Genomic DNA, 17105 nt, shown 5'->3' with positions numbered 1-17105 from the left:
GCGGCCTGCGCGTGGTTCAGCGCCGTGCGGTCAGGGCGCCGGCGGTGCCTGCGCAGCGCTGCGCGGGTCGATCCCGGCCGCGACGAGCTTGCTGTGCGAGCGCAGGCGCTCGTCGATCACCGCGGTGATCAGCGCGCCGACGAAGAACACCACCGTGGCGTAGTAGATCCACACCAGCAGGATCACCAGCGCGCCCATCGAGCCGTAGGCGCTGCCGGGCGCGGCGGTGGCGATGTACAGGCCGATCGCGTAGCGCCCGGCCACGAACAGGCAGGCGGTGATCGCGCCGCCGATGATCGCCTGGCGCCATTCCACGCGGCGGTCGGGCAGGTAGTGGTAGAGCACGGCGAAGGCCAGCACGTAGATCGCCAGGGTCGAGACGTAGCCGACCGCCGGCAGCACCGACGGCATCCGCGCGAACACCACCTGCAGCACGGTGGTCAGGATCATCGAGATCAGCAGCAGGAAGCCCAGCGCGAATACCACGCCGAAGGAGAACACGCGCTTCTTCAGCCAGGCCATGAGGCCGTCCAGGCGCTGCTTGTCGGTGCGGAAGATCAGGTTCAGCGCGTTCTGCAACTGCGCGAACACCGCGGTGGCGCCGACGAACAGCAACAGGGTGCTCCACAGCCCCGCCAGCGAGCCCACGCTGGGCTGGTTCTTGGCGTTGTCGATCACCGTCTGCGCGACCTCGCGCGCGCCGTGCCCGGCCAGTTGCCCGATCTGCGCGATCAACGCCTCCTGCGCCTGCGGATACAGCGAGGCGGTGAGCCACAGCAGCAGCACCAGCAGCGGCGCCAGCGACAGCAGCGCGTAGAACGACAGCGACGCCGCCTGGGTCATCACGTCGATCTCGACGAAGCGCCGCACCAGCGCGGCCGGCAGGCTCTGCTGCAGGCGGTCGAGATGTTTGTGCAGGCGATCGGACGACAGGGGCATGGACATGGGCGCGGGACCTTCGGCGCGCGGCGTCGCAACGCCGGTCCCGCACTGCGCGCAGAAGGGGGCGCGGGCTTGCCGGCGTTGTAGCAGCCCGTCGCCGAAAGGCGGGTGAAGCCCGCCGCGCGCGCTAACGCATCGGTGCGGTCAGCCGGCCAACTGCTGCTTGACCAGCACCGAGACCTGGCCCATGTCGGCCTTGCCCGCGAGCATCGGCTTGAGCACGGCCATCAGCTTGCCCATGTCGGCCGGGCTGGCGGCGCCGGTCTGCGCCTTCGCCGCCTGGATCGCGGCGACGATCTCGGCCTCGCCCATCTTGCTCGGCAGGTAGCGCTCGATCACCACGATCTCCTCGCGCTCCACCTGGGCCAGGTCGTCGCGGCCGGCGGCCTCGTACTGGCTCACCGAGTCCTTGCGCTGCTTGACCATCTTGTCCATCACCGCGATCACTGCGGCGTCGTCCATCTCCACGCGCTCGTCCACTTCCTTCTGCTTGATGGCGGCGTTGATCAGCCGGATCACGCCCAGGCTGTGCTTGTCGCCGGACTTCATCGCGGCCTTCATGTCGTCGGTGAGCTGCTGCTTGAGGGTCATGAGGGGCTCCACAGGGAAGAGAAAAGGGGAAGGGCATTCTAGGCAAGCGCGCTGGCGCAGGCCGTGGCCGAGGCGGCACGCGGGTGCCGAGGGACAGGGATGGGACCGATGCCCGCGCGGGGCGGAGCGCCTGGCCAAGGCGGAAGATGCACAAAAAGCCGGCGACGCTTGCGCGTGCCGGCTTCGTGGGCTTACCGTAGCGGATGCCGAAACCGGCACATCCCGCTACCGCAGGCTGCGATCCTCAGTACAGACGCTGGCGCTTGGTGACGTCGCGCGAGGTGCGACGCAGCTGGCGCTTCACCGCGGCAGCGGCCTTGCGCTTGCGTTCCTGGGTCGGCTTTTCGTAGAACTCGCGCTTGCGGGTTTCGGCCAGCACGCCGGCCTTTTCGCAGGTGCGCTTGAAGCGACGGAGCGCAAACTCGAAGGGCTCGTTCTCGCGGACTTTAACGCTGGGCATGGAATCTCCGGGACACAATGGTGACCGGGTCAGGCCCGGCGAGCCGCACATTATAGCGACAGATTTCGCGGCTGCAAGCACCCCGTTTGGCCTGCCGCCGATTCGGCCGCACAATGCACCCCATGAACGTGCTCGGCATCGAATCCAGTTGCGACGAAACCGGCGTCGCCGTCTACGACACCACCCGCTCCGGGGCGGCCGCGCTGCGTGCGCATGCGCTGTACAGCCAGATCGCCCTGCACGCCGAGTACGGCGGGGTGGTGCCGGAGCTGGCCAGCCGCGACCACGTGCGCAAGCTGCTGCCGCTGATCCGCCAGACCCTGGCCGAGGCCGGCCTGCGGGTGCGCGACCTGGACGGGGTGGCCTACACCGCCGGCCCGGGCCTGGTCGGCGCGCTGCTGGTCGGTGCGGGCGTGGCCCGGGCCCTGGCCTGGGCGCTGGAGGTGCCGGCGATCGGCGTGCACCACATGGAAGGCCACCTGCTGGCGCCGTTGATGGAGGATCCGGACCCGGTGCACGGCGCGCCGGCGCCGCCATTCGTGGCGCTGCTGGTCTCCGGCGGCCACACCCAGTTGATCGCGGTGGAGGCCATCGGCCGCTACCGCCTGCTCGGCGAGACCCTGGACGACGCCGCCGGCGAGGCGTTCGACAAGACCGCCAAGCTGATGGGGCTGCCGTATCCGGGCGGCCCGCAACTGGCGGCGCTGGCCACGCAGGGCACCTCGGGCCGGTTTCGCTTCGCGCGGCCGATGACCGACCGGCCCGGCCTGGATTTCAGTTTTTCCGGGCTCAAGACCCAGGTGCTGCTGGCCTGGCGCGACAGCGACCAGTCCGACGCGGTGCGCGCCGACATCGCCCGCGGCTTCGAGGACGCGGTGGTGGACACGCTGGCGATCAAGTGCGAGCGCGCGCTGGAGGCGGCCGGCAGCGACACCATCGTGGTCGCCGGCGGCGTCGGCGCCAATCTGCGCCTGCGCGCCAAGCTGCAGGCGATGGCGCAGGCCCGCGGCGGCCGTGCCTGCTTCCCGCGCCCGGCGCTGTGCACCGACAACGGCGCGATGATCGCCTTCGCTGGCGCCCTGCGCCTGCAGGCCGGCCTGCACGACACCGCGTCCGCGGTGCAGGTGACGCCGCGCTGGGACATGGCGGACTTGCCGCCATTGGCGGCAAGTCGGGAATCGGGAATGGAGAATCGGGAATCGTGAGCGGCTCACGCGCCGCTTTTGCCTCTTCTCTTACCATTCCCCACTCCCTATTCCCCATTCCCCGCTCCCCATGGATAAAGTCTTCATCGAAGGTCTGGAAATCGACGCGCTGATCGGCATCTACGATTGGGAGCGGCGGATCCGGCAGACGCTGCGCTTCGATCTGGAAATGGGCTTCGACAACCGCAAGCCCGCGGCCAGCGACGACATCGCCGACACGCTCAACTACAAGGCGGTGAGCAAGCGCCTGGTGGAACTGGTCGAGCAGTCCGGCTACGGGCTGGTCGAGACGCTGGCCGAGCGCTGCGCGGAAGCGGTGCTGCAAGAATTCGACGTGCATTGGCTGCGGCTGAAGCTGAGCAAGCCGGGCGCGGTGCGCGGAGCGCAGGCAGTGGGGGTCATCATCGAGCGCAGCCGCGCATGAGCACGCAGGCTTCGCTGCCGTTCGCCAGCGCCGCGCCGGCGGCGCTGCCCGGCGCACGTTTCTTCGCCGACCTGCAGCACACCCTGGCACCGTATCCCTGGGCCTACGACGTGATGGTGATTGTGGCGCTGCTGCTGGCGGCGTGGCTGGCCAACTGGGTGACCAAGCGCATCCTGCTGCGCGGGCTGCGGCGGGCGCTGCGCGCCACCGTGCTCAGCGACAAGGAAGTGAAGCTGAGCGTGATCCCGCGCCTGGCCAACGTCATCCCGGCGCTGGTGCTGTCGCTGGGCATCGGCGCGGTGCCGCACCTGCCGGCGGCGATGGTCAGCGTGGTGCGCAACGTCTGCGCCGCCTTCATCGTGCTGACCGTGGCGCTGGCCCTGTCGCGGGTGCTGGATCTGCTCAACCACGTCTACGAGCGGCGCCCGGACGCGCACAACAAGCCGATCAAGGGCTACATGCAGTTGCTCAAGATCGTGCTCGGCGTGGTCGCGGCGGTGCTGATGGTGTCGGTGCTGGTCGACAAGTCGCCGGTGATCCTGCTGTCGGGCGTGGGCGCGATGATGGCGGTGCTGATCCTGGTGTTCCAGGACACCCTGCTGTCGCTGGTGGCCAGCGTCACCATCAGTTCCAACGACATGGTCCGCGTCGGCGACTGGATCGAGATGCCGCAGCAGAACGCCGACGGCGACGTGATCGACATCGCGCTGCATACGGTCAAGGTCCAGAACTGGGACAAGACCATCACCACCATCCCGACCAAGAAGCTGATCAGCGACTCGTTCAAGAACTGGCGCGGGATGAGCGAGGCCGGCGGGCGCCGGATCAAGCGCGCGCTGTACCTGGACCAGCACAGCGTGCGCTTCCTCGACGCTGCCGAGATCGAGCAGATGCGGCAGTTGACCGTGCTGCGCGAGTACATCGACCGCAAGCGCGACGAACTCGGCGCCTGGAACGGGGCGCTGGCCGAACGTGGGGTAGCGCCGATCAACGGCCGCCGGATCACCAACCTCGGCACCTTCCGCGTCTACGTCGAGCACTATCTGCGCGCCAGCCCGCACGTGCGCCAGGACATGACCCTGCTGGTGCGGCAACTGGAACCCGGCGCCAACGGCCTGCCGCTGGAGCTGTACTGCTTCGCCAACGACACCCGCTGGGCGATGTACGAGCAGATCCAGGCGGACCTGTTCGATCACCTGCTGGCGATCCTGCCCAATTTCGACCTGCGCGTGTTCCAGGCCTCCAGCGACGCGATGTTCATGGACAGCGCACGGATCCGCCGCGCCCCGGACGCCGTGCCGCCGCCGGCGGCTTGACGGCTGTCACGTCTGCGGGCATGTTGCGGGACAACATGCCGGCGCCTCTCGCCGCCGGCCCGCAGCAACAAGGGGCGCGATGGACTGGAGCAAGTACCGCACGGCCACCTTCGACGAGCTGATCCAGTCCGACGGGCAGCCACGTCCGGCCGCACGCCGGGTCATCGAGTACCTGTCCAGCCTCAGTGGACGCGAATTGTCCGAACGCCAGCTCGCCGCCGACGTCGCCGCGCGGGTCATGGGCATCACCTTCACCGTCTACTCCGACGGCCGCAACGTCGACCGCACGCTGCCGTTCGACCTGATCCCGCGGGTGATCCCGCTGCACGAATGGCAGCGCACCGAGGCCGGGCTGAAGCAGCGCATGCGTGCGCTCAACCTGTTCATCGGCGACATCTACGGCGCCCAGCGCATCGTCAAGGACAAGGTGTTCCCGGCGATGCTGCTGGAGCACTCGGTGAACTTCCGCCCGCAGTGCGTGGGCATCACCCCGGCGCTGGGGGTGTGGGCGCACGTGTGCGGCTCGGACCTGGTGCGCGACGCCGACGGCACGCTGTACGCGCTGGAGGACAATCTGCGCATCCCCAGCGGCGTGTCGTACATGCTCGAGAACCGCATGGTCGCCAAGCGGGTGTTCCCGGAACTGTTCGAGACCAGCGCGATCCTGCCGGTGGACGATTACCCGGCGCAGCTCTACGACACCCTGGCGGCGCTGTCGCCGCGCCCGGGCGACCAGCCGGTGATCGCGCTGCTGACCCCGGGCATCTTCAACAGCGCCTACTTCGAGCATGCCTATCTGGCGCAGGCGATGGGCATCGAGCTGGTCGAGGGCGACGACCTGTTCGTGGCCGACGACGACTGCACCTACATGCGCACCGTGTACGGACCGCGCCGGGTCGACGTGATCTACCGCCGGGTCGACGACCTGTTCCTGGACCCGGAGGCGTTCCGTGCCGATTCGGTGCTGGGCGTGGCCGGGCTGATCCGCAGCTGGCGCGCCGGCAAGGTGGCGCTGGCCAATGCGCCGGGCGCTGGCGTGGCCGACGACAAGGTGGTGTTCGCCTACGTGCCGAAGATGATCCGTTACTACCTGGACGAGGAGCCGATCCTGCCCAACGTGCCCAGCTACCTGTGCCACGACGACAAGGACCGCCAGTACGTGCTCGAACACCTGGACGAACTGGTGGTGAAGCCGGCCAACGAGTCCGGCGGCTACGGCATGCTGATCGGCCCGCGCTCGACCACGCGCCAGCGCGAGCAGTTCCGCAAGCTGATCCTGGCCGACCCGCGCAACTACATGGCGCAGCCGACCCTGGGCCTGTCCACCGCGCCGATCGTGACCGAGGCCGGGCCGGCGCCGCGGCACCTGGACCTGCGCCCGTTCATCCTGTCCCGCGAGGACGTCTACGTGACCACCGGCGGCTTGACCCGGGTGGCGATGGAGGAGGGCTCGCTGGTGGTCAATTCCTCGCAGGGCGGCGGCGCCAAGGACACCTGGGTGGTGGACCTGGACGAGGAGCTGGACTGATGCTCTCGCGCGTCGCCGACAACCTCTACTGGTTCAGCCGCTACGTGCGCCGCGCCGAGACCACCGCGCGGCTGGTGGGAGTGGGCAGTCTGCTGCAGTTGGACCTGCCGCGCTCGGTGCGCTTTGCCTGGCGGCCGATGATCGACACGGTCGGCGCCGGCGAGATCTTCGCGCTGTGGTTCCCCAACGCCGGCGACGACGTCGGCGACGCCGACGTGGTGCGCTTCCTGCTGCTGGACGAGCGCAATCCGTCCTCGCTGCGCAGTTCGGTGCAGTACGCGCGCGAACTGCTGCGCAGCATCCGCGACACCCTGCCGCAGGAGATCTGGGAAGCGGTCAACGACCTGCACCTGTACATCGACGCCAACGGCGAGCGCAGCGTCGGTCGCCGTTACCGCATGGAGTTCCTGGGCCACGTGACCGATGCCTGCCTGAAGGTGTCCGGGCTGCTGACCGCCAACGTCAGCCGCGACATCGGCTTCCAGTTTCTGCGCCTGGGCACGGCGATCGAACAGGCCGACATGACCACGCGCATCATCGATGCCGGTGCCTCGGGCCTGATCACCCCGCGCAAGGCCGACGACCGCGAGGCCTACCAGGCCATGCAGTGGATGAGCGTGCTGCGCGCGCAGGCCGCCTACCAGATGTACCGCCGCCACGTGCGCCAGCGCGTCACCGGCGAGCAGGCGCTGCGCTTCCTGCTGCAGAACAACGATTTCCCGCGCAGCGTGCAGTTCTGCCTGGTCCGCGCCCAGCACATCCTGCCGACCATGCCGCCGCGGCCGCCGGTGGAGCGCGCGCTGATGCGCATCAGCGGGCTGGTGCGCAATGCCGATCCGGCCTACCTGGCCGCGCACAACCCGGCCGGGTTCATGGACGAGATCCAGACCCACCTCGGCCACCTGCACAACGCGATCGCCGAGGCCTACTTCAGTTCCTGAGCTGAGGCGGGCGGCCTGTGCGCTGCGCCAGCGGCCGGCCGCGGCGATCCCGGATCCACGCCGGGCCGGGCCCGGCTTTCCCTCCAGTCCCCCCCTAGGCGGCGCCCCTTCGCCGGCGTATGGTGCGCGGCGGCAGGCTCGGCCCCGGTCGGTAGACAGTTTTATGAATAGGCGATTCCGGCGCCGGAACTTGCCCCATCGACTGGCCGCAGAGCTAGAATTGGCGGCTATGTAAACGTTTTCTCAAAGGACCCCATGGCTTCGGATCGTATCGAATCGCTCATCGCCCGCATGACCGTCGAGGAGAAGGTCGGCCAGCTCGGCGTCTTCGCCGACATGGTGCGCCCGTTCGCCCCCGACGTGAATCCGGAAGCCAACGTCCGCAATGCCGACGAGGTGCTGCAGCAGGTGCGCGCCGGCCGGGTCGGCTCGCTGTTCAACGGCGTCGGCGCGGAACTGGGGCGGCGCATCCAGCAGGTGGCGCTGGAGGAGAGCCGGCTGGGGATCCCGGTGATCCTGGCTGCTGACGTGATCCACGGCATGCGCACGGTGTTCCCGATCCCGCTGGGCGAGGCCGCCAGCTTCGAGCCGGAACTGGCCGAGCGCACCGCGCGCGCCACCGCGGTCGAGGCCACCGCCGCCGGCATCCACTGGACCTACGCGCCGGCGGTGGACATCGCCCGCGACCAGCGCTGGGGCCGCGGCGCCGAGGGCGCCGGCGAGGACGTGGTGCTGGGCTGCGCCTTCGCCGCCGCGCGCGTGCGCGGTTTCCACGGGCCGGACCTGCGCGCCGACGACGCGCTGCTGGCCACGCCCAAGCATTTCGCCGCCTATGGCGCGGTCGCCGCCGGCATGGAGTACGCCAGCGTCGACATCGCCCCGCAGACCCTGCGCGACGTGCATCTGCCGCCGTTCCAGGCCGCCTTCGAGGCCGGCGCGCTGAGCGTGATGACCTCCTTCAACGACATCAACGGCGTGCCGGCCAGCGCCAACCACGAACTGCTGACCGAGATCCTGCGCGGCGAGTGGAAATTCCCCGGCGTGGTGATCTCCGACTACACCGCCGACATGGAGCTGATCGCGCACGGCTATGCCGCCGACGAGCGCGACGCGACCAAGAAGGCGTTCCTGGCCGGCATGGACATGAGCATGCAGAGCGGCTTCTACGCCGCGCACCTGCCGTCGCTGGTGGAGGACGGCGAGGTGCCGATGGCGCTGCTGGATGCCTCGGTGCGCCGCGTGCTGGAACTGAAGGAAGCGATCGGCCTGCTCGACGATCCGTACCGCTCGCTGGACCCGGCGCGCGAGGCGGACCCGTCGCACATCGCCGCGCACGATGCGCTGGCGCGCGACGCGGCGCGGCGTTCGATCGTGCTGCTGAAGAACGACGGCCCGGTGTTGCCGCTGCGCAAGCAGGGCCAGAAGATCGCGCTGATCGGCCCGTTCGCGCAGGATCGCGACAACATCGAGGGCTGCTGGACCCTGTTCGGCGACAAGAGCCGCTACGTGACCCTGGAAGCCGGCGTGCGCGCCGCGCTGGCCGACGCGCAGGCGCTGACCGTGGTGCCCGGCTGCGGCCTGGAAGCGCCGCTGGACGGCGGCATCGAGGCGGCGGTGGCCGCCGCGCGCGGCGCCGACGTGGTGGTGTTGGCGCTGGGCGAGCCGCAGCGCTACAGCGGCGAGGCGCAGTCGCGCACGCAGATCGTGCTGCCGCCGGCGCAGCAGGCGTTGGCCGAGGCGGTCGCCGCCACCGGCACGCCGCTGGTGGTGCTGCTGCGCAACGGCCGCGCGCTGGCGCTGCAGGGCGCGGTGCGCGACGCCGCGGCGATCGCGGTGACCTGGTACCTGGGCACGCAGACCGGCCCGGCGGTGGCCGACGTGCTGTTCGGCGACTACAACCCGTCCGCGCGCCTGCCGGTGAGCTTCCCGCTCGACGCCGGGCAGCAGCCGTACTTCTACAACCACCCGCGCACCGGCCGGCCGGAGCTGCCGACGATGAGCGAGTTCAAGTCGCGCTGGCGCGAGGTACCGAACGCGCCGCTGTATCCGTTCGGCCACGGCCTCGGCTACACGCAGTTCGCCTACGGCGCGCCGCAGCTCGACCGCACCCAGGTCGGCTGGGACGACACCCTGACCGTGACCACGCGCATCGACAACGTCGGCGAGCGCGAAGGCGAGGAAGTGGTGCAGCTGTACATCCACGACCGCGTCGCCAGCCGGGTGCGCCCGGTGCGCGAGTTGAAGGCGTTCCGCAAGGTGCGGCTGGCCGCGGGCGAGGGCATGGAGGTCCGCTTCACCCTCGACCGCCACGCGCTGGCCTTCACCGGCCGCGACGGACAGTGCGCGGCCGAGCCGGGCCTGTTCGACCTGTGGGTGTGCGCGTCCTCGGCCAGCGGCGAGCCGGTGGCCTTCGAGCTGCTGCCCGGCTGAGCCGGGCGCAGCGCCAGCCGTCGCCGACGTGGGCGTGACGCCGATGGTGATTCGGCCGCGCGGAGTGCCCCGATCCGGAGGCAGCGCCATGCCGCCCGGAGGACGCGCGCTGGCTGCTCTTGCAGCCACTTTCATGGTCTGGCGTGCCTCTGTGGGGCCGCAACGGACGCCTGTTGTGGGTGCGGGCGCGTGTACTTGTCGCGTCGGCTTCCTGCCTGCGGCCTGCGTTCCCGGCCTTCCATGCAGGACGCGGCGTGACGCCGCCTGCATCTGCGGAAGCGTTCCGATGCGGCCTGCTGCAGGCGTCTACGGCGGGGCGGCGCAGCATCCACTGTGATCGGGTGCGTAACTCGCCGCTTTCCTCTACCTTATGCATTCAGGTTGCGTTGTCGGGATGCGCGCTGCGCCTCGCTCATGCGCCGATCCTGGTCTTCCCTCATCACAAGGAATTTCTCATGCAAGCTGCGCCCAAGACCTCCGCCGCCTTTATCGCTGCCTCCTGGGGGGCGTTGCTGCTGGGCACGGGCGGGTTCCTGATCGGCTTGTGGAATGCCGAAATGATGTTGAACGAGAAGGGGTATTACTTCACGGTCCTGCTGTTCGGCCTGTTTTCCGCGGTCTCGCTGCAAAAGAGCGTGCGCGACCGCGTCGAGGACATTCCGGTGAGCGCGTTGTATTACTCGATCTGCTGGTTCTCGGTGATCGCGGCGCTGGTGCTGTTGGCAGTCGGTCTGTTCAATGCAACCTTGTTGCTGAGCGAGAAAGGCTTCTATGCCATGGCCTTCGCGCTTAGCCTGTTCGGTGCAGTGGCGGTGCAGAAGAACACCCGCGATGCGGTGGGGGCCGGTCAAGGCGGCAAGCGCCACGTCGGGCAGACGCTGCCGCCTCCGCTGGAATGATCCGGTCTGGCGCGCTGCCCCGGGCGCGCAGACCGCTGCCGTCGTGACCGCGACCACGGCTTGGCCGCGGCATGCTTGCCGTGCACGCGGGCTCTGCTAGGTTCGGGATTCGACCCCAACCGATAGGTGCACGTCATGCGAACTCCTCTGGGTTTGGCTTGCGCGCTGGCCATGGGCCTGGCGATCTCTGCGGCGCACGCCGCCCCTGCCCACACGGCGGCCGAGCGGCGCGGCGACTGGCCGTTCTCGGCGACCCCGGTCGCCACCTTCAACGAACCGTGGGCGATGAGCTTCCTGCCCGACGGCACCGCCTTGGTCAGCGAGAAAGGCGGCACGCTCAAGCGCATCGATCCGGTCAGCGGCCATACCAGCACGGTCAGCGGCGTCCCCACCGTGGCGTACGGCGGCCAGGGCGGTCTCGGCGACGTGTTGCCGCATCCGGGCTTCGCCAAGAACGGCTGGGTCTACCTGAGCTACGCCGAACCCGGCAGCGGCGATACCCGCGGCGCAGCGGTGATGCGCGCCAAGCTGACGCTCGACAACAACGGCGGCGGCAGCCTGTCCCAACAGCAGGTGATCTGGCGGCAGCAGCCCAAGGTGTCCGGCAACGGCCACTTCGGCCATCGGCTGGCGTTCGGCCCGGACGGCAAGCTGTGGATCAGTTCCAGCGAGCGGCAGAAGTTCGATCCGGCGCAGGACATGAGCGGCAACCTGGGCAAGATCGTGCGCCTCAACGACGACGGCAGCGTGCCGGCCGACAATCCGTTCGCCAACCGCGGTGGCGTCGCAGCGCAGGTGTGGTCGCTGGGCCACCGCAACGTGCTCGGCCTGGCCTTCGACGCCAACGGCCGGTTGTGGGAACACGAAATGGGCCCGGCCGGCGGCGACGAGCTGAACCTGATCCAGCGCGGCGCCAATTACGGCTACCCGATCGTGTCCAATGGCGACCACTACGATGGACGCCCGATTCCCGATCACAGCACGCGCCCGGAATTCGCCGCGCCCAAGGTGAGCTGGACGCCGGTGATCTCGCCGGCCGGCTTCGTCATCTACAACGGCAGCCGCTTCCCGCAGTGGCGCGGCAACGGCTTCATCGGCGGCCTGTCCTCGCAGTCGCTGGTGCGGATCGAGTTCAACGGCGAGACCGCACGCGAGGCGGCGCGCTACGACATGGGCAAGCGCATCCGCGAGGTGGAGCAGGGGCCGGATGGCGCGCTGTGGCTGCTGGAGGATGGCGCCGGTGGGCGGTTGCTGAAGTTGCAGCCGCTGGAGAGTTGACGCACTCGCCAGGCAGCGACGGTTGCGTCGCTGCCTGGCACTCGTTCATGCCTGGAAGCAGTAAAGTTCCATGCTCTTGCGAAGGCTGAAGAATGCGTGGCGGAAAGTATATTGCTGCCGCCTGACAACACGATTTGTGGGAGAGCGCCTCGACCCCGCGCGCTCAGAAACTGAGGTTTAGATGGCTGCATCCAGGAACGCCGTCTTGATCAACTGCGTTGCACTGACGATTCTCGTTTGCTCCGCTTTGCTTCTAGCCATGTTTAGCTGGGTGACGTTTTTTGCATTCAGGGATATCGCTGAGGTTGTCTGCTGCCGCCCATTGCCAATCCGCATCGCGCCAGATCGGCAGATCGCGTTTCTGTCGGCAATTGTCGGACTCACCTTTGCTTCTCTTTATATTCTGCGAAAGTCCGCTGCCAAGGAAGAGTGGCGGATTGGCTACTGGAGTTCTGTAGCTTCCGTTGGCTTGATGTGCGCGAACATCGCGTTTTACTTGGGGGTCAATGCAGGCTTGTTCAGGGGAGGATGACGCAGGATCGTCGCGTAGACCGCAAGGCGCGGCGTGACTCGCGGCGTCCTCGGCGGCAATATGCCGCCAAGCGACGTTGTCTGATTCACTCCTGGTGATTGCCGGCACGCTCCCAGGCGCGGCGCACGGCGTGGCGGGCCTTGCTCCAGCTCAGCGTCTGCGAGCCCTTGTTGTTGTCCCAGTCGCGGTGCAACTCCGCTTCCACCTGCTCGTAGGCGCGGTTGAAGTCGCGGATGCGCGCCTCGTGGCCGGCGTGGTAGGCGGGCTCGTAGTCCTCGAAGCGCTCGCCTTCGCTGTAATAGGGCTCGTCGGCGAAACGATCGCGCCAGTACTGCGAGACGCTGTTGCGGTCCTCGTCGTTGGGCGCACGGCCGGGGATCTGATACGGAACGCTCATGATGGTTCTCCGTGGGCGATGAATGTGCTTCACGCTAGCCACGCCGGCGTTAAACCCGCCCCTGCGCGGCGTGATCGCGATATGAAACATTCATGCCTTCTGGCAGGCTGCGCCGACGCTCAGGGTGGCTTACGATCCGCCGCTACGCCCCTCTCTTCCGGCAAATCCCATGGCCGCCAACGGCATCGCCTTGTTGACCCCGTACCTGGCCACGGCCGGCGTCGGCTGGCTGTATTACCGACGCATCCGCCGCTACTTCGGCCGCCAGCCCTGGCAGCCGCGGCGCACGGGCGTGCGGTTGGTATTCCTATTGCTGGTTGCGGCCTTGCTGGCGTGGCTGGCCGTGCACCTGCCCACCGTGCGCCTGGGCATGGGGTTGGGGGCGGTGGGCGGGGCCGCGCTGGGCGGCTTCGCCCTGCACCACACGCGCATCGAACTGCAGGACGGCGCGCGCTGGTATACGCCCAATCCGTGGATCGGCGCCGCGCTGAGCGTGCTGTTGCTCGGGCGCCTGGCCTGGCGCTGGGCCAGCGGGGCGTTCGCCGGCGGCAGCGCGGAAACCCTGCAGAACGCCAGTCCGCTGACCATGAGCATCGCCGCGGCGCTGATCGCCTACGGGCTGGTGTACGCCGCGGGTCTGTTGGTGCGCATGCGGTCGCTGACGCCAGCCGCTTGACGAAACGCGCCTGCCGATGACGACGCCATGGCGGCGGGCCTTCGGGCCGTGCAACCGCGTCAGTACGGAACTGCGCAACGGAGAGCGTCTCGCGCCAGGCCTGGCCTAGCTGGCGTGATGTCAGTGCGCGGCAGCCGCCGCTTCGTAAGGCAAGGCCGTGGTGCCGGCCGCGCGCAGCGGCGCGTCGGCGGCGTCCAGTAGCTCCGGCTCGCCTTCGATCACCACCAGGATGCGTCCGGCCTCGATTTCCTCTTCGAAGTTGCGCCGCACCGGGTCGGGCACGGTGGACCCGACCAGGGCCGAGGACCAACTGCCGACCAGGGCGCCGGCGATGGCCATGACCCCGGCACCGGCCAGGGTGATGCCCAGTGGCGGCACCGCGATCGCCGCCAGCCCGGCCAGCAGTCCGGCCGCACCGCCGCCCAGGGCGCCGCGCGCCGCGGCCGGCACGGTGTCGGTCTTGCCTTCCTTGCGGTCGTCGGGGATGGCGTCCAGCTCGATGTCGCCGCGTGCGACCAGCGACAGGTCGTCGTTGTCGACACCGGCACCGCGCGCGGCCTGCAGTGCGCGGGTGGCGGTGGGCAGATCCGGAGCGCTGTAGACGCGGCGTCGTTTCATGGCGGGCGGCTCTCGCTGGTGGGCGTCCAGCGTCCGGGCGCCGCGGTTATCCGCGCGTGACCTGCGCGCAAGGCGGCGTGAAGGCGTTCATGCCGCGTCCTTGCGCGGGAACCGATAGAACAGCGCGCCCACCAGCAACGCCACGCCCGCGGCGGCCAGGTTCTGCCAGCTGGCGCTGAGCAACAATGCCAGCGCCAGCAACAGCGCCGCCAGCGGAATCAGCGGCCCGCCCGGCAGCCGCAGCGCGCCGGGCCGGTCGCGATAGCGCCGTGCCAGCACCAGCACCGCCGCGGCGGTGCCGATGTAGGCGAACAGGCGGGTGACCATCGACAGCAGCGCCAGTTGCACGAACGAGCCGGACAGCGCCAGCGCCAGCGACAGCACGCCTTGCAGCAGGATCGCCGCGGCCGGCGTGCGGAAGCGCGGATGCACCCGCGCCAGGAACGCCGGGCCGTAGCCGTCCTTGGCCAGCGCGAACAGGAAGCGCGGCCCCAGCATCACCGTGTTGCTGGTGGTGCCGAGGATGGAGATGGTGGCGCCGACGGTGAGGATCAGCGCCAGCGCCTCGCCGCCGAAGCCGCTGGCCGCGTCGGCCAGCGGCGTCGCCGATTGCGCCACGTTGGGCAGCGTGCCCTGCGCCACCACCTGCACCGCGGCGTAGATCAGAGTGACGGTGACGATCATGGTGATTAGCGCGAACGGCACGTCGCGGCGCGGATTGCGGTACTCGCCCGCGGCGGCCGGGATGTTCTCGAAGCCGGCGTACGCGAACAGCAGCAGCAACGCCGCCTCGCCGAGGTTGCCGACATCGTGCGGGTCCGGGGTCTTGCCCGAGAACGCCCACGACCAGTCCACGTAGAACACGCCGATCGCCACGAACAGCAGCAGCGGCACCAGCTTGCCGATCACCAGCGCCACGCCGGTGCGCGCGGCCGACTTCACCCCGATCACGTTGATCGCGGTGAGCAGGCCGAGCGAGCCGATCACGATGGCCAGGCGCGCGCCGCCCCCGGCCGCGGCCGGCCAGAAGCGCACCACCGCATCGGCCAGCCCGTTGCTCAGCGCCGCTGCCGAACTGATCCGGGTCAGCCAGATCATCCAGCCGATCTCGAAGCCGGCGAAACGGCCGAACGCCTCGCGCGCATACAGATAGCTGCCGCCGGGTTCGTCGAAGTAACTGGCCGCCTGCGCGTAACACAGCACCAGCAGCGCCACCGCCACACCGGCCAGCAACACCGCCCACAGGCTCAACGGCCCGAGCAGGGCGGCGGTGGCGGCCGGCAGCAGGTAGATGCCGCTGCCGATCACGTCGTTGATCGACAACCCGACGATCTGCCAGCGGCTGACCGCGCGGACCAGCCCGGGTGCGGGCGCCTGGCTCACGACGCCGGCTCCACGGCCGGCAGCGCCCAGTCGGCCTGCAGGCGCCGGTAGGCATCACGCGGCAGCAGCACGAACAGCGGCGCGGCGGACGGCCGCAACCACGCCAGCAACCGCTGCATGTCGGCCGGCTGCATCGCGGTGCAGCCGGCGGTGGGCGCGCCGGGCGCGCGCCACAGGTGGGCGAAGATGCAGCTGCCGGCGCCCGGCGCGGCCTGCGCGTTGTGCTGGATCACGAAGCCTTCGCGGTAGCGCTGATCGCCGGCGTGTTGCAGGTCCAGGCGCATCGGTTCGGTGGACCCGGCGACCGCGTCCTTGCCGACCTTGTCGGCATCGACGATCTGGTTGTACAGCGGCGATCCGGGCACATCGATGCAGTAGTTGCTCTGCTGCATCGCCTGGTAGGGCATGGCGCTGTCGATGCGCGGCGCATAGCCGAAGGCTTCGCCGATGGTGAACACGCCGGCCGGGCTGCGGCCATCGCCTTCGCGTTTCTGCGGGCCGTCGTCTTGTGCCGGATGCAGGCCCAGGCCCCAGGCGCTGCCGTGGCGGCCGAGGCTCACGTCGAAGGCCTTGCCATGCGCGCGCCACCCCTGCGCGTCGCGCTCGAACGCCTGCAGCTGCCCCTGCGGGCTGTCCCAGTCCGGCGCCAGCACCAGAATCAGTTGCTGCGCGCGCTGCAGCGCAGGCACGGCGGCGTTGTCGGCGGCCATGCCGGGCGCGGCGATGAGGGCGCACAGCAGGGCCAGGCCGATGCGCCAGGCGCGGTGGCGGCTGGTGTGTTGTGGCGCGGCAGGGGACCGATGGAGCAGGGGCATGTGATCTCCGGGGGCGGCTTGGGCGCGAGGGCGCTTTGGGTGCAAGGTAGCGCAGTTGCGAGGCGGATGGCGCGCGCTGGTGCGGCGATCCTGTCGACGACTTGGCCGATGCGGTGGGTGGCGGGGAACTAGGCGTTGGCAACGCGTCGCCGTCGGTCTGGTTTTTTCGATTGCCTGTTTCCGCACCGAGCAAGATGCTCGTTGCCGTTGCCGTTGCCGTTGCCGTTGCCGTTGCCGTTGCTGTCGCTGTTGCTCCTGCTCTTGCTTCTGTTGTTGCTGTTGTTCTGGCTTTTGACTTGCCGGGTTCCCTTCCGAAGCGGCGAACCAGGCGGGAAAAACCCGAAGGGCGGCGCACATGGACGTGCGCCGTCCGCGGCAGGGGCAGGATGCCCCTTCCGCGGATCCCGTCTGGTTCGCGGACCCGGAGCGCGCAGCGCGGAGGGCGCGTAGGCAGGGCGCGCTTTCTTTTGGTTACCTTTTCTTTGCGCGAGCAAAGAAAAGTAACTCGCCCGAAAGGGCGAAAGCCTTTAAAGCCTTTGCTGTTGCTGCTGCCGTTGCTTGAAGTCTGTCTGTCGAACGAGAAGATCTGTAAGAGCGGCTTCAGCCGCGACAGCGAGAGTCCGTTGTGTCTGTTGTGTCTGTCGCGGCTGAAGCCGCTCCTGTAATTCAG

17 protein-coding genes are annotated in these 17105 nt (G+C 69.1%); 10 read left to right on the top strand and 7 right to left on the bottom strand.

The window, feature by feature from the left end; translation table 11 throughout:
- Positions 1-30 precede the first annotated feature (30 nt).
- The 3 genes from CEK65_RS01795 to rpsU form a co-directional block, all read right to left on the bottom strand.
- Positions 31-945, bottom strand: coding sequence for a YihY/virulence factor BrkB family protein (locus CEK65_RS01795; protein ID WP_026143465.1), 915 nt, complete (start codon positions 943-945; stop codon positions 31-33).
- A 141-nt stretch (positions 946-1086) separates the two neighbouring features.
- Positions 1087-1533, bottom strand: a complete 447-nt coding sequence (locus tag CEK65_RS01790) for a GatB/YqeY domain-containing protein (RefSeq protein WP_017912044.1) — start codon at positions 1531-1533, stop codon at positions 1087-1089.
- Between the two features lie 244 nt (positions 1534-1777).
- Positions 1778-1993: a 30S ribosomal protein S21 gene (gene rpsU / locus CEK65_RS01785; RefSeq protein ID WP_003465342.1), complete on the bottom strand. Its 216-nt coding sequence runs from the start codon at positions 1991-1993 to the stop codon at positions 1778-1780.
- Positions 1994-2115: 122 nt separating this feature from the next.
- On the opposite strand from rpsU, the gene tsaD reads away from it, so the two are divergent.
- From tsaD to CEK65_RS01740, 9 genes are all read left to right on the top strand, one after another.
- On the top strand, positions 2116-3198 hold the full coding sequence (gene tsaD, locus CEK65_RS01780; protein ID WP_152180576.1) for a tRNA (adenosine(37)-N6)-threonylcarbamoyltransferase complex transferase subunit TsaD: 1083 nt from the start codon (positions 2116-2118) through the stop codon (positions 3196-3198).
- 70 nt (positions 3199-3268) lie between these two features.
- On the top strand, positions 3269-3622 hold the full coding sequence (folB, locus tag CEK65_RS01775; protein WP_152180575.1) for a dihydroneopterin aldolase: 354 nt from the start codon (positions 3269-3271) through the stop codon (positions 3620-3622).
- The gene (locus tag CEK65_RS01770) at positions 3619-4938 is read left to right on the top strand and encodes a mechanosensitive ion channel family protein (RefSeq protein ID WP_152180574.1); all 1320 of its coding nucleotides are present in this window, start codon (positions 3619-3621) and stop codon (positions 4936-4938) included. Before folB ends, CEK65_RS01770 begins: the two co-directional genes overlap by 4 nt.
- 79 nt (positions 4939-5017) lie before the next feature.
- Positions 5018-6466, top strand: coding sequence for a circularly permuted type 2 ATP-grasp protein (locus CEK65_RS01765; RefSeq protein WP_010341631.1), 1449 nt, complete (start codon positions 5018-5020; stop codon positions 6464-6466).
- A complete protein-coding gene (locus CEK65_RS01760) occupies positions 6466-7407 on the top strand; it encodes an alpha-E domain-containing protein (protein ID WP_017912040.1) in 942 nt (313 codons plus the stop codon). Before CEK65_RS01765 ends, CEK65_RS01760 begins: the two co-directional genes overlap by 1 nt.
- 255 nt (positions 7408-7662) lie before the next feature.
- Positions 7663-9837: a glycoside hydrolase family 3 N-terminal domain-containing protein gene (locus CEK65_RS01755; protein WP_152180573.1), complete on the top strand. Its 2175-nt coding sequence runs from the start codon at positions 7663-7665 to the stop codon at positions 9835-9837.
- Between the two features lie 455 nt (positions 9838-10292).
- Positions 10293-10736: an inner membrane protein YiaA gene (gene yiaA / locus CEK65_RS01750; RefSeq protein ID WP_043094380.1), complete on the top strand. Its 444-nt coding sequence runs from the start codon at positions 10293-10295 to the stop codon at positions 10734-10736.
- Positions 10737-10871: 135 nt separating this feature from the next.
- Positions 10872-12014 (top strand): PQQ-dependent sugar dehydrogenase, encoded by a 1143-nt coding sequence (locus CEK65_RS01745; protein WP_193314661.1) that lies wholly within the window; start codon positions 10872-10874, stop codon positions 12012-12014.
- A 205-nt stretch (positions 12015-12219) separates the two neighbouring features.
- Positions 12220-12546 (top strand): hypothetical protein, encoded by a 327-nt coding sequence (locus CEK65_RS01740; RefSeq protein WP_152180572.1) that lies wholly within the window; start codon positions 12220-12222, stop codon positions 12544-12546.
- An 85-nt stretch (positions 12547-12631) separates the two neighbouring features.
- Here the strand turns inward: CEK65_RS01740 and CEK65_RS01735 are convergent, their stop codons facing one another.
- Positions 12632-12943, bottom strand: a complete 312-nt coding sequence (locus CEK65_RS01735) for a hypothetical protein (protein ID WP_017908674.1) — start codon at positions 12941-12943, stop codon at positions 12632-12634.
- A gap of 169 nt (positions 12944-13112) precedes the next feature.
- On the opposite strand from CEK65_RS01735, the gene CEK65_RS01730 reads away from it, so the two are divergent.
- Positions 13113-13619, top strand: coding sequence for a hypothetical protein (locus CEK65_RS01730; RefSeq protein ID WP_017912909.1), 507 nt, complete (start codon positions 13113-13115; stop codon positions 13617-13619).
- A 120-nt stretch (positions 13620-13739) separates the two neighbouring features.
- On the opposite strand, the gene CEK65_RS01725 is transcribed toward CEK65_RS01730, so the two are convergent.
- The 3 genes from CEK65_RS01725 to CEK65_RS01715 all read right to left on the bottom strand — a co-directional run bounded on the left by CEK65_RS01725 (position 13740) and on the right by CEK65_RS01715 (position 16435).
- On the bottom strand, positions 13740-14237 hold the full coding sequence (locus CEK65_RS01725; protein WP_017916322.1) for a hypothetical protein: 498 nt from the start codon (positions 14235-14237) through the stop codon (positions 13740-13742).
- 87 nt (positions 14238-14324) lie between these two features.
- Positions 14325-15620 (bottom strand): APC family permease, encoded by a 1296-nt coding sequence (locus CEK65_RS01720; RefSeq protein ID WP_017908671.1) that lies wholly within the window; start codon positions 15618-15620, stop codon positions 14325-14327.
- On the bottom strand, positions 15617-16435 hold the full coding sequence (locus CEK65_RS01715; protein WP_152180571.1) for a L,D-transpeptidase family protein: 819 nt from the start codon (positions 16433-16435) through the stop codon (positions 15617-15619). The genes CEK65_RS01720 and CEK65_RS01715 overlap by 4 nt, the downstream gene beginning before the upstream one ends.
- Positions 16436-17105 lie beyond the last annotated feature (670 nt).

It is taken from the genome of Xanthomonas sp. LMG 12459 (assembly GCF_009192905.1).
In the GTDB taxonomy this organism is placed as follows: domain Bacteria; phylum Pseudomonadota; class Gammaproteobacteria; order Xanthomonadales; family Xanthomonadaceae; genus Xanthomonas_A; species Xanthomonas_A sontii.
This window is presented reverse-complemented; position numbering and strand designations above follow the sequence as displayed.

Bases quoted from the DNA above. Each gene is read 5' to 3' on its own strand.
- CEK65_RS01795 (WP_026143465.1), bottom strand. From the start codon at position 945: ATGTCCATGCCCCTGTCGTCCGATCGCCTGCACAAACATCTCGACCGC.
- CEK65_RS01790 (WP_017912044.1), bottom strand. From the start codon at position 1,533: ATGACCCTCAAGCAGCAGCTCACCGACGACATGAAGGCCGCGATGAAG.
- rpsU (WP_003465342.1), bottom strand. From the start codon at position 1,993: ATGCCCAGCGTTAAAGTCCGCGAGAACGAGCCCTTCGAGTTTGCGCTC.
- tsaD (WP_152180576.1), top strand. From the start codon at position 2,116: ATGAACGTGCTCGGCATCGAATCCAGTTGCGACGAAACCGGCGTCGCC.
- folB (WP_152180575.1), top strand. From the start codon at position 3,269: ATGGATAAAGTCTTCATCGAAGGTCTGGAAATCGACGCGCTGATCGGC.
- CEK65_RS01770 (WP_152180574.1), top strand. From the start codon at position 3,619: ATGAGCACGCAGGCTTCGCTGCCGTTCGCCAGCGCCGCGCCGGCGGCG.
- CEK65_RS01765 (WP_010341631.1), top strand. From the start codon at position 5,018: ATGGACTGGAGCAAGTACCGCACGGCCACCTTCGACGAGCTGATCCAG.
- CEK65_RS01760 (WP_017912040.1), top strand. From the start codon at position 6,466: ATGCTCTCGCGCGTCGCCGACAACCTCTACTGGTTCAGCCGCTACGTG.
- CEK65_RS01755 (WP_152180573.1), top strand. From the start codon at position 7,663: ATGGCTTCGGATCGTATCGAATCGCTCATCGCCCGCATGACCGTCGAG.
- yiaA (WP_043094380.1), top strand. From the start codon at position 10,293: ATGCAAGCTGCGCCCAAGACCTCCGCCGCCTTTATCGCTGCCTCCTGG.
- CEK65_RS01745 (WP_193314661.1), top strand. From the start codon at position 10,872: ATGCGAACTCCTCTGGGTTTGGCTTGCGCGCTGGCCATGGGCCTGGCG.
- CEK65_RS01735 (WP_017908674.1), bottom strand. From the start codon at position 12,943: ATGAGCGTTCCGTATCAGATCCCCGGCCGTGCGCCCAACGACGAGGAC.
- CEK65_RS01730 (WP_017912909.1), top strand. From the start codon at position 13,113: ATGGCCGCCAACGGCATCGCCTTGTTGACCCCGTACCTGGCCACGGCC.
- CEK65_RS01725 (WP_017916322.1), bottom strand. From the start codon at position 14,237: ATGAAACGACGCCGCGTCTACAGCGCTCCGGATCTGCCCACCGCCACC.
- CEK65_RS01715 (WP_152180571.1), bottom strand. From the start codon at position 16,435: ATGCCCCTGCTCCATCGGTCCCCTGCCGCGCCACAACACACCAGCCGC.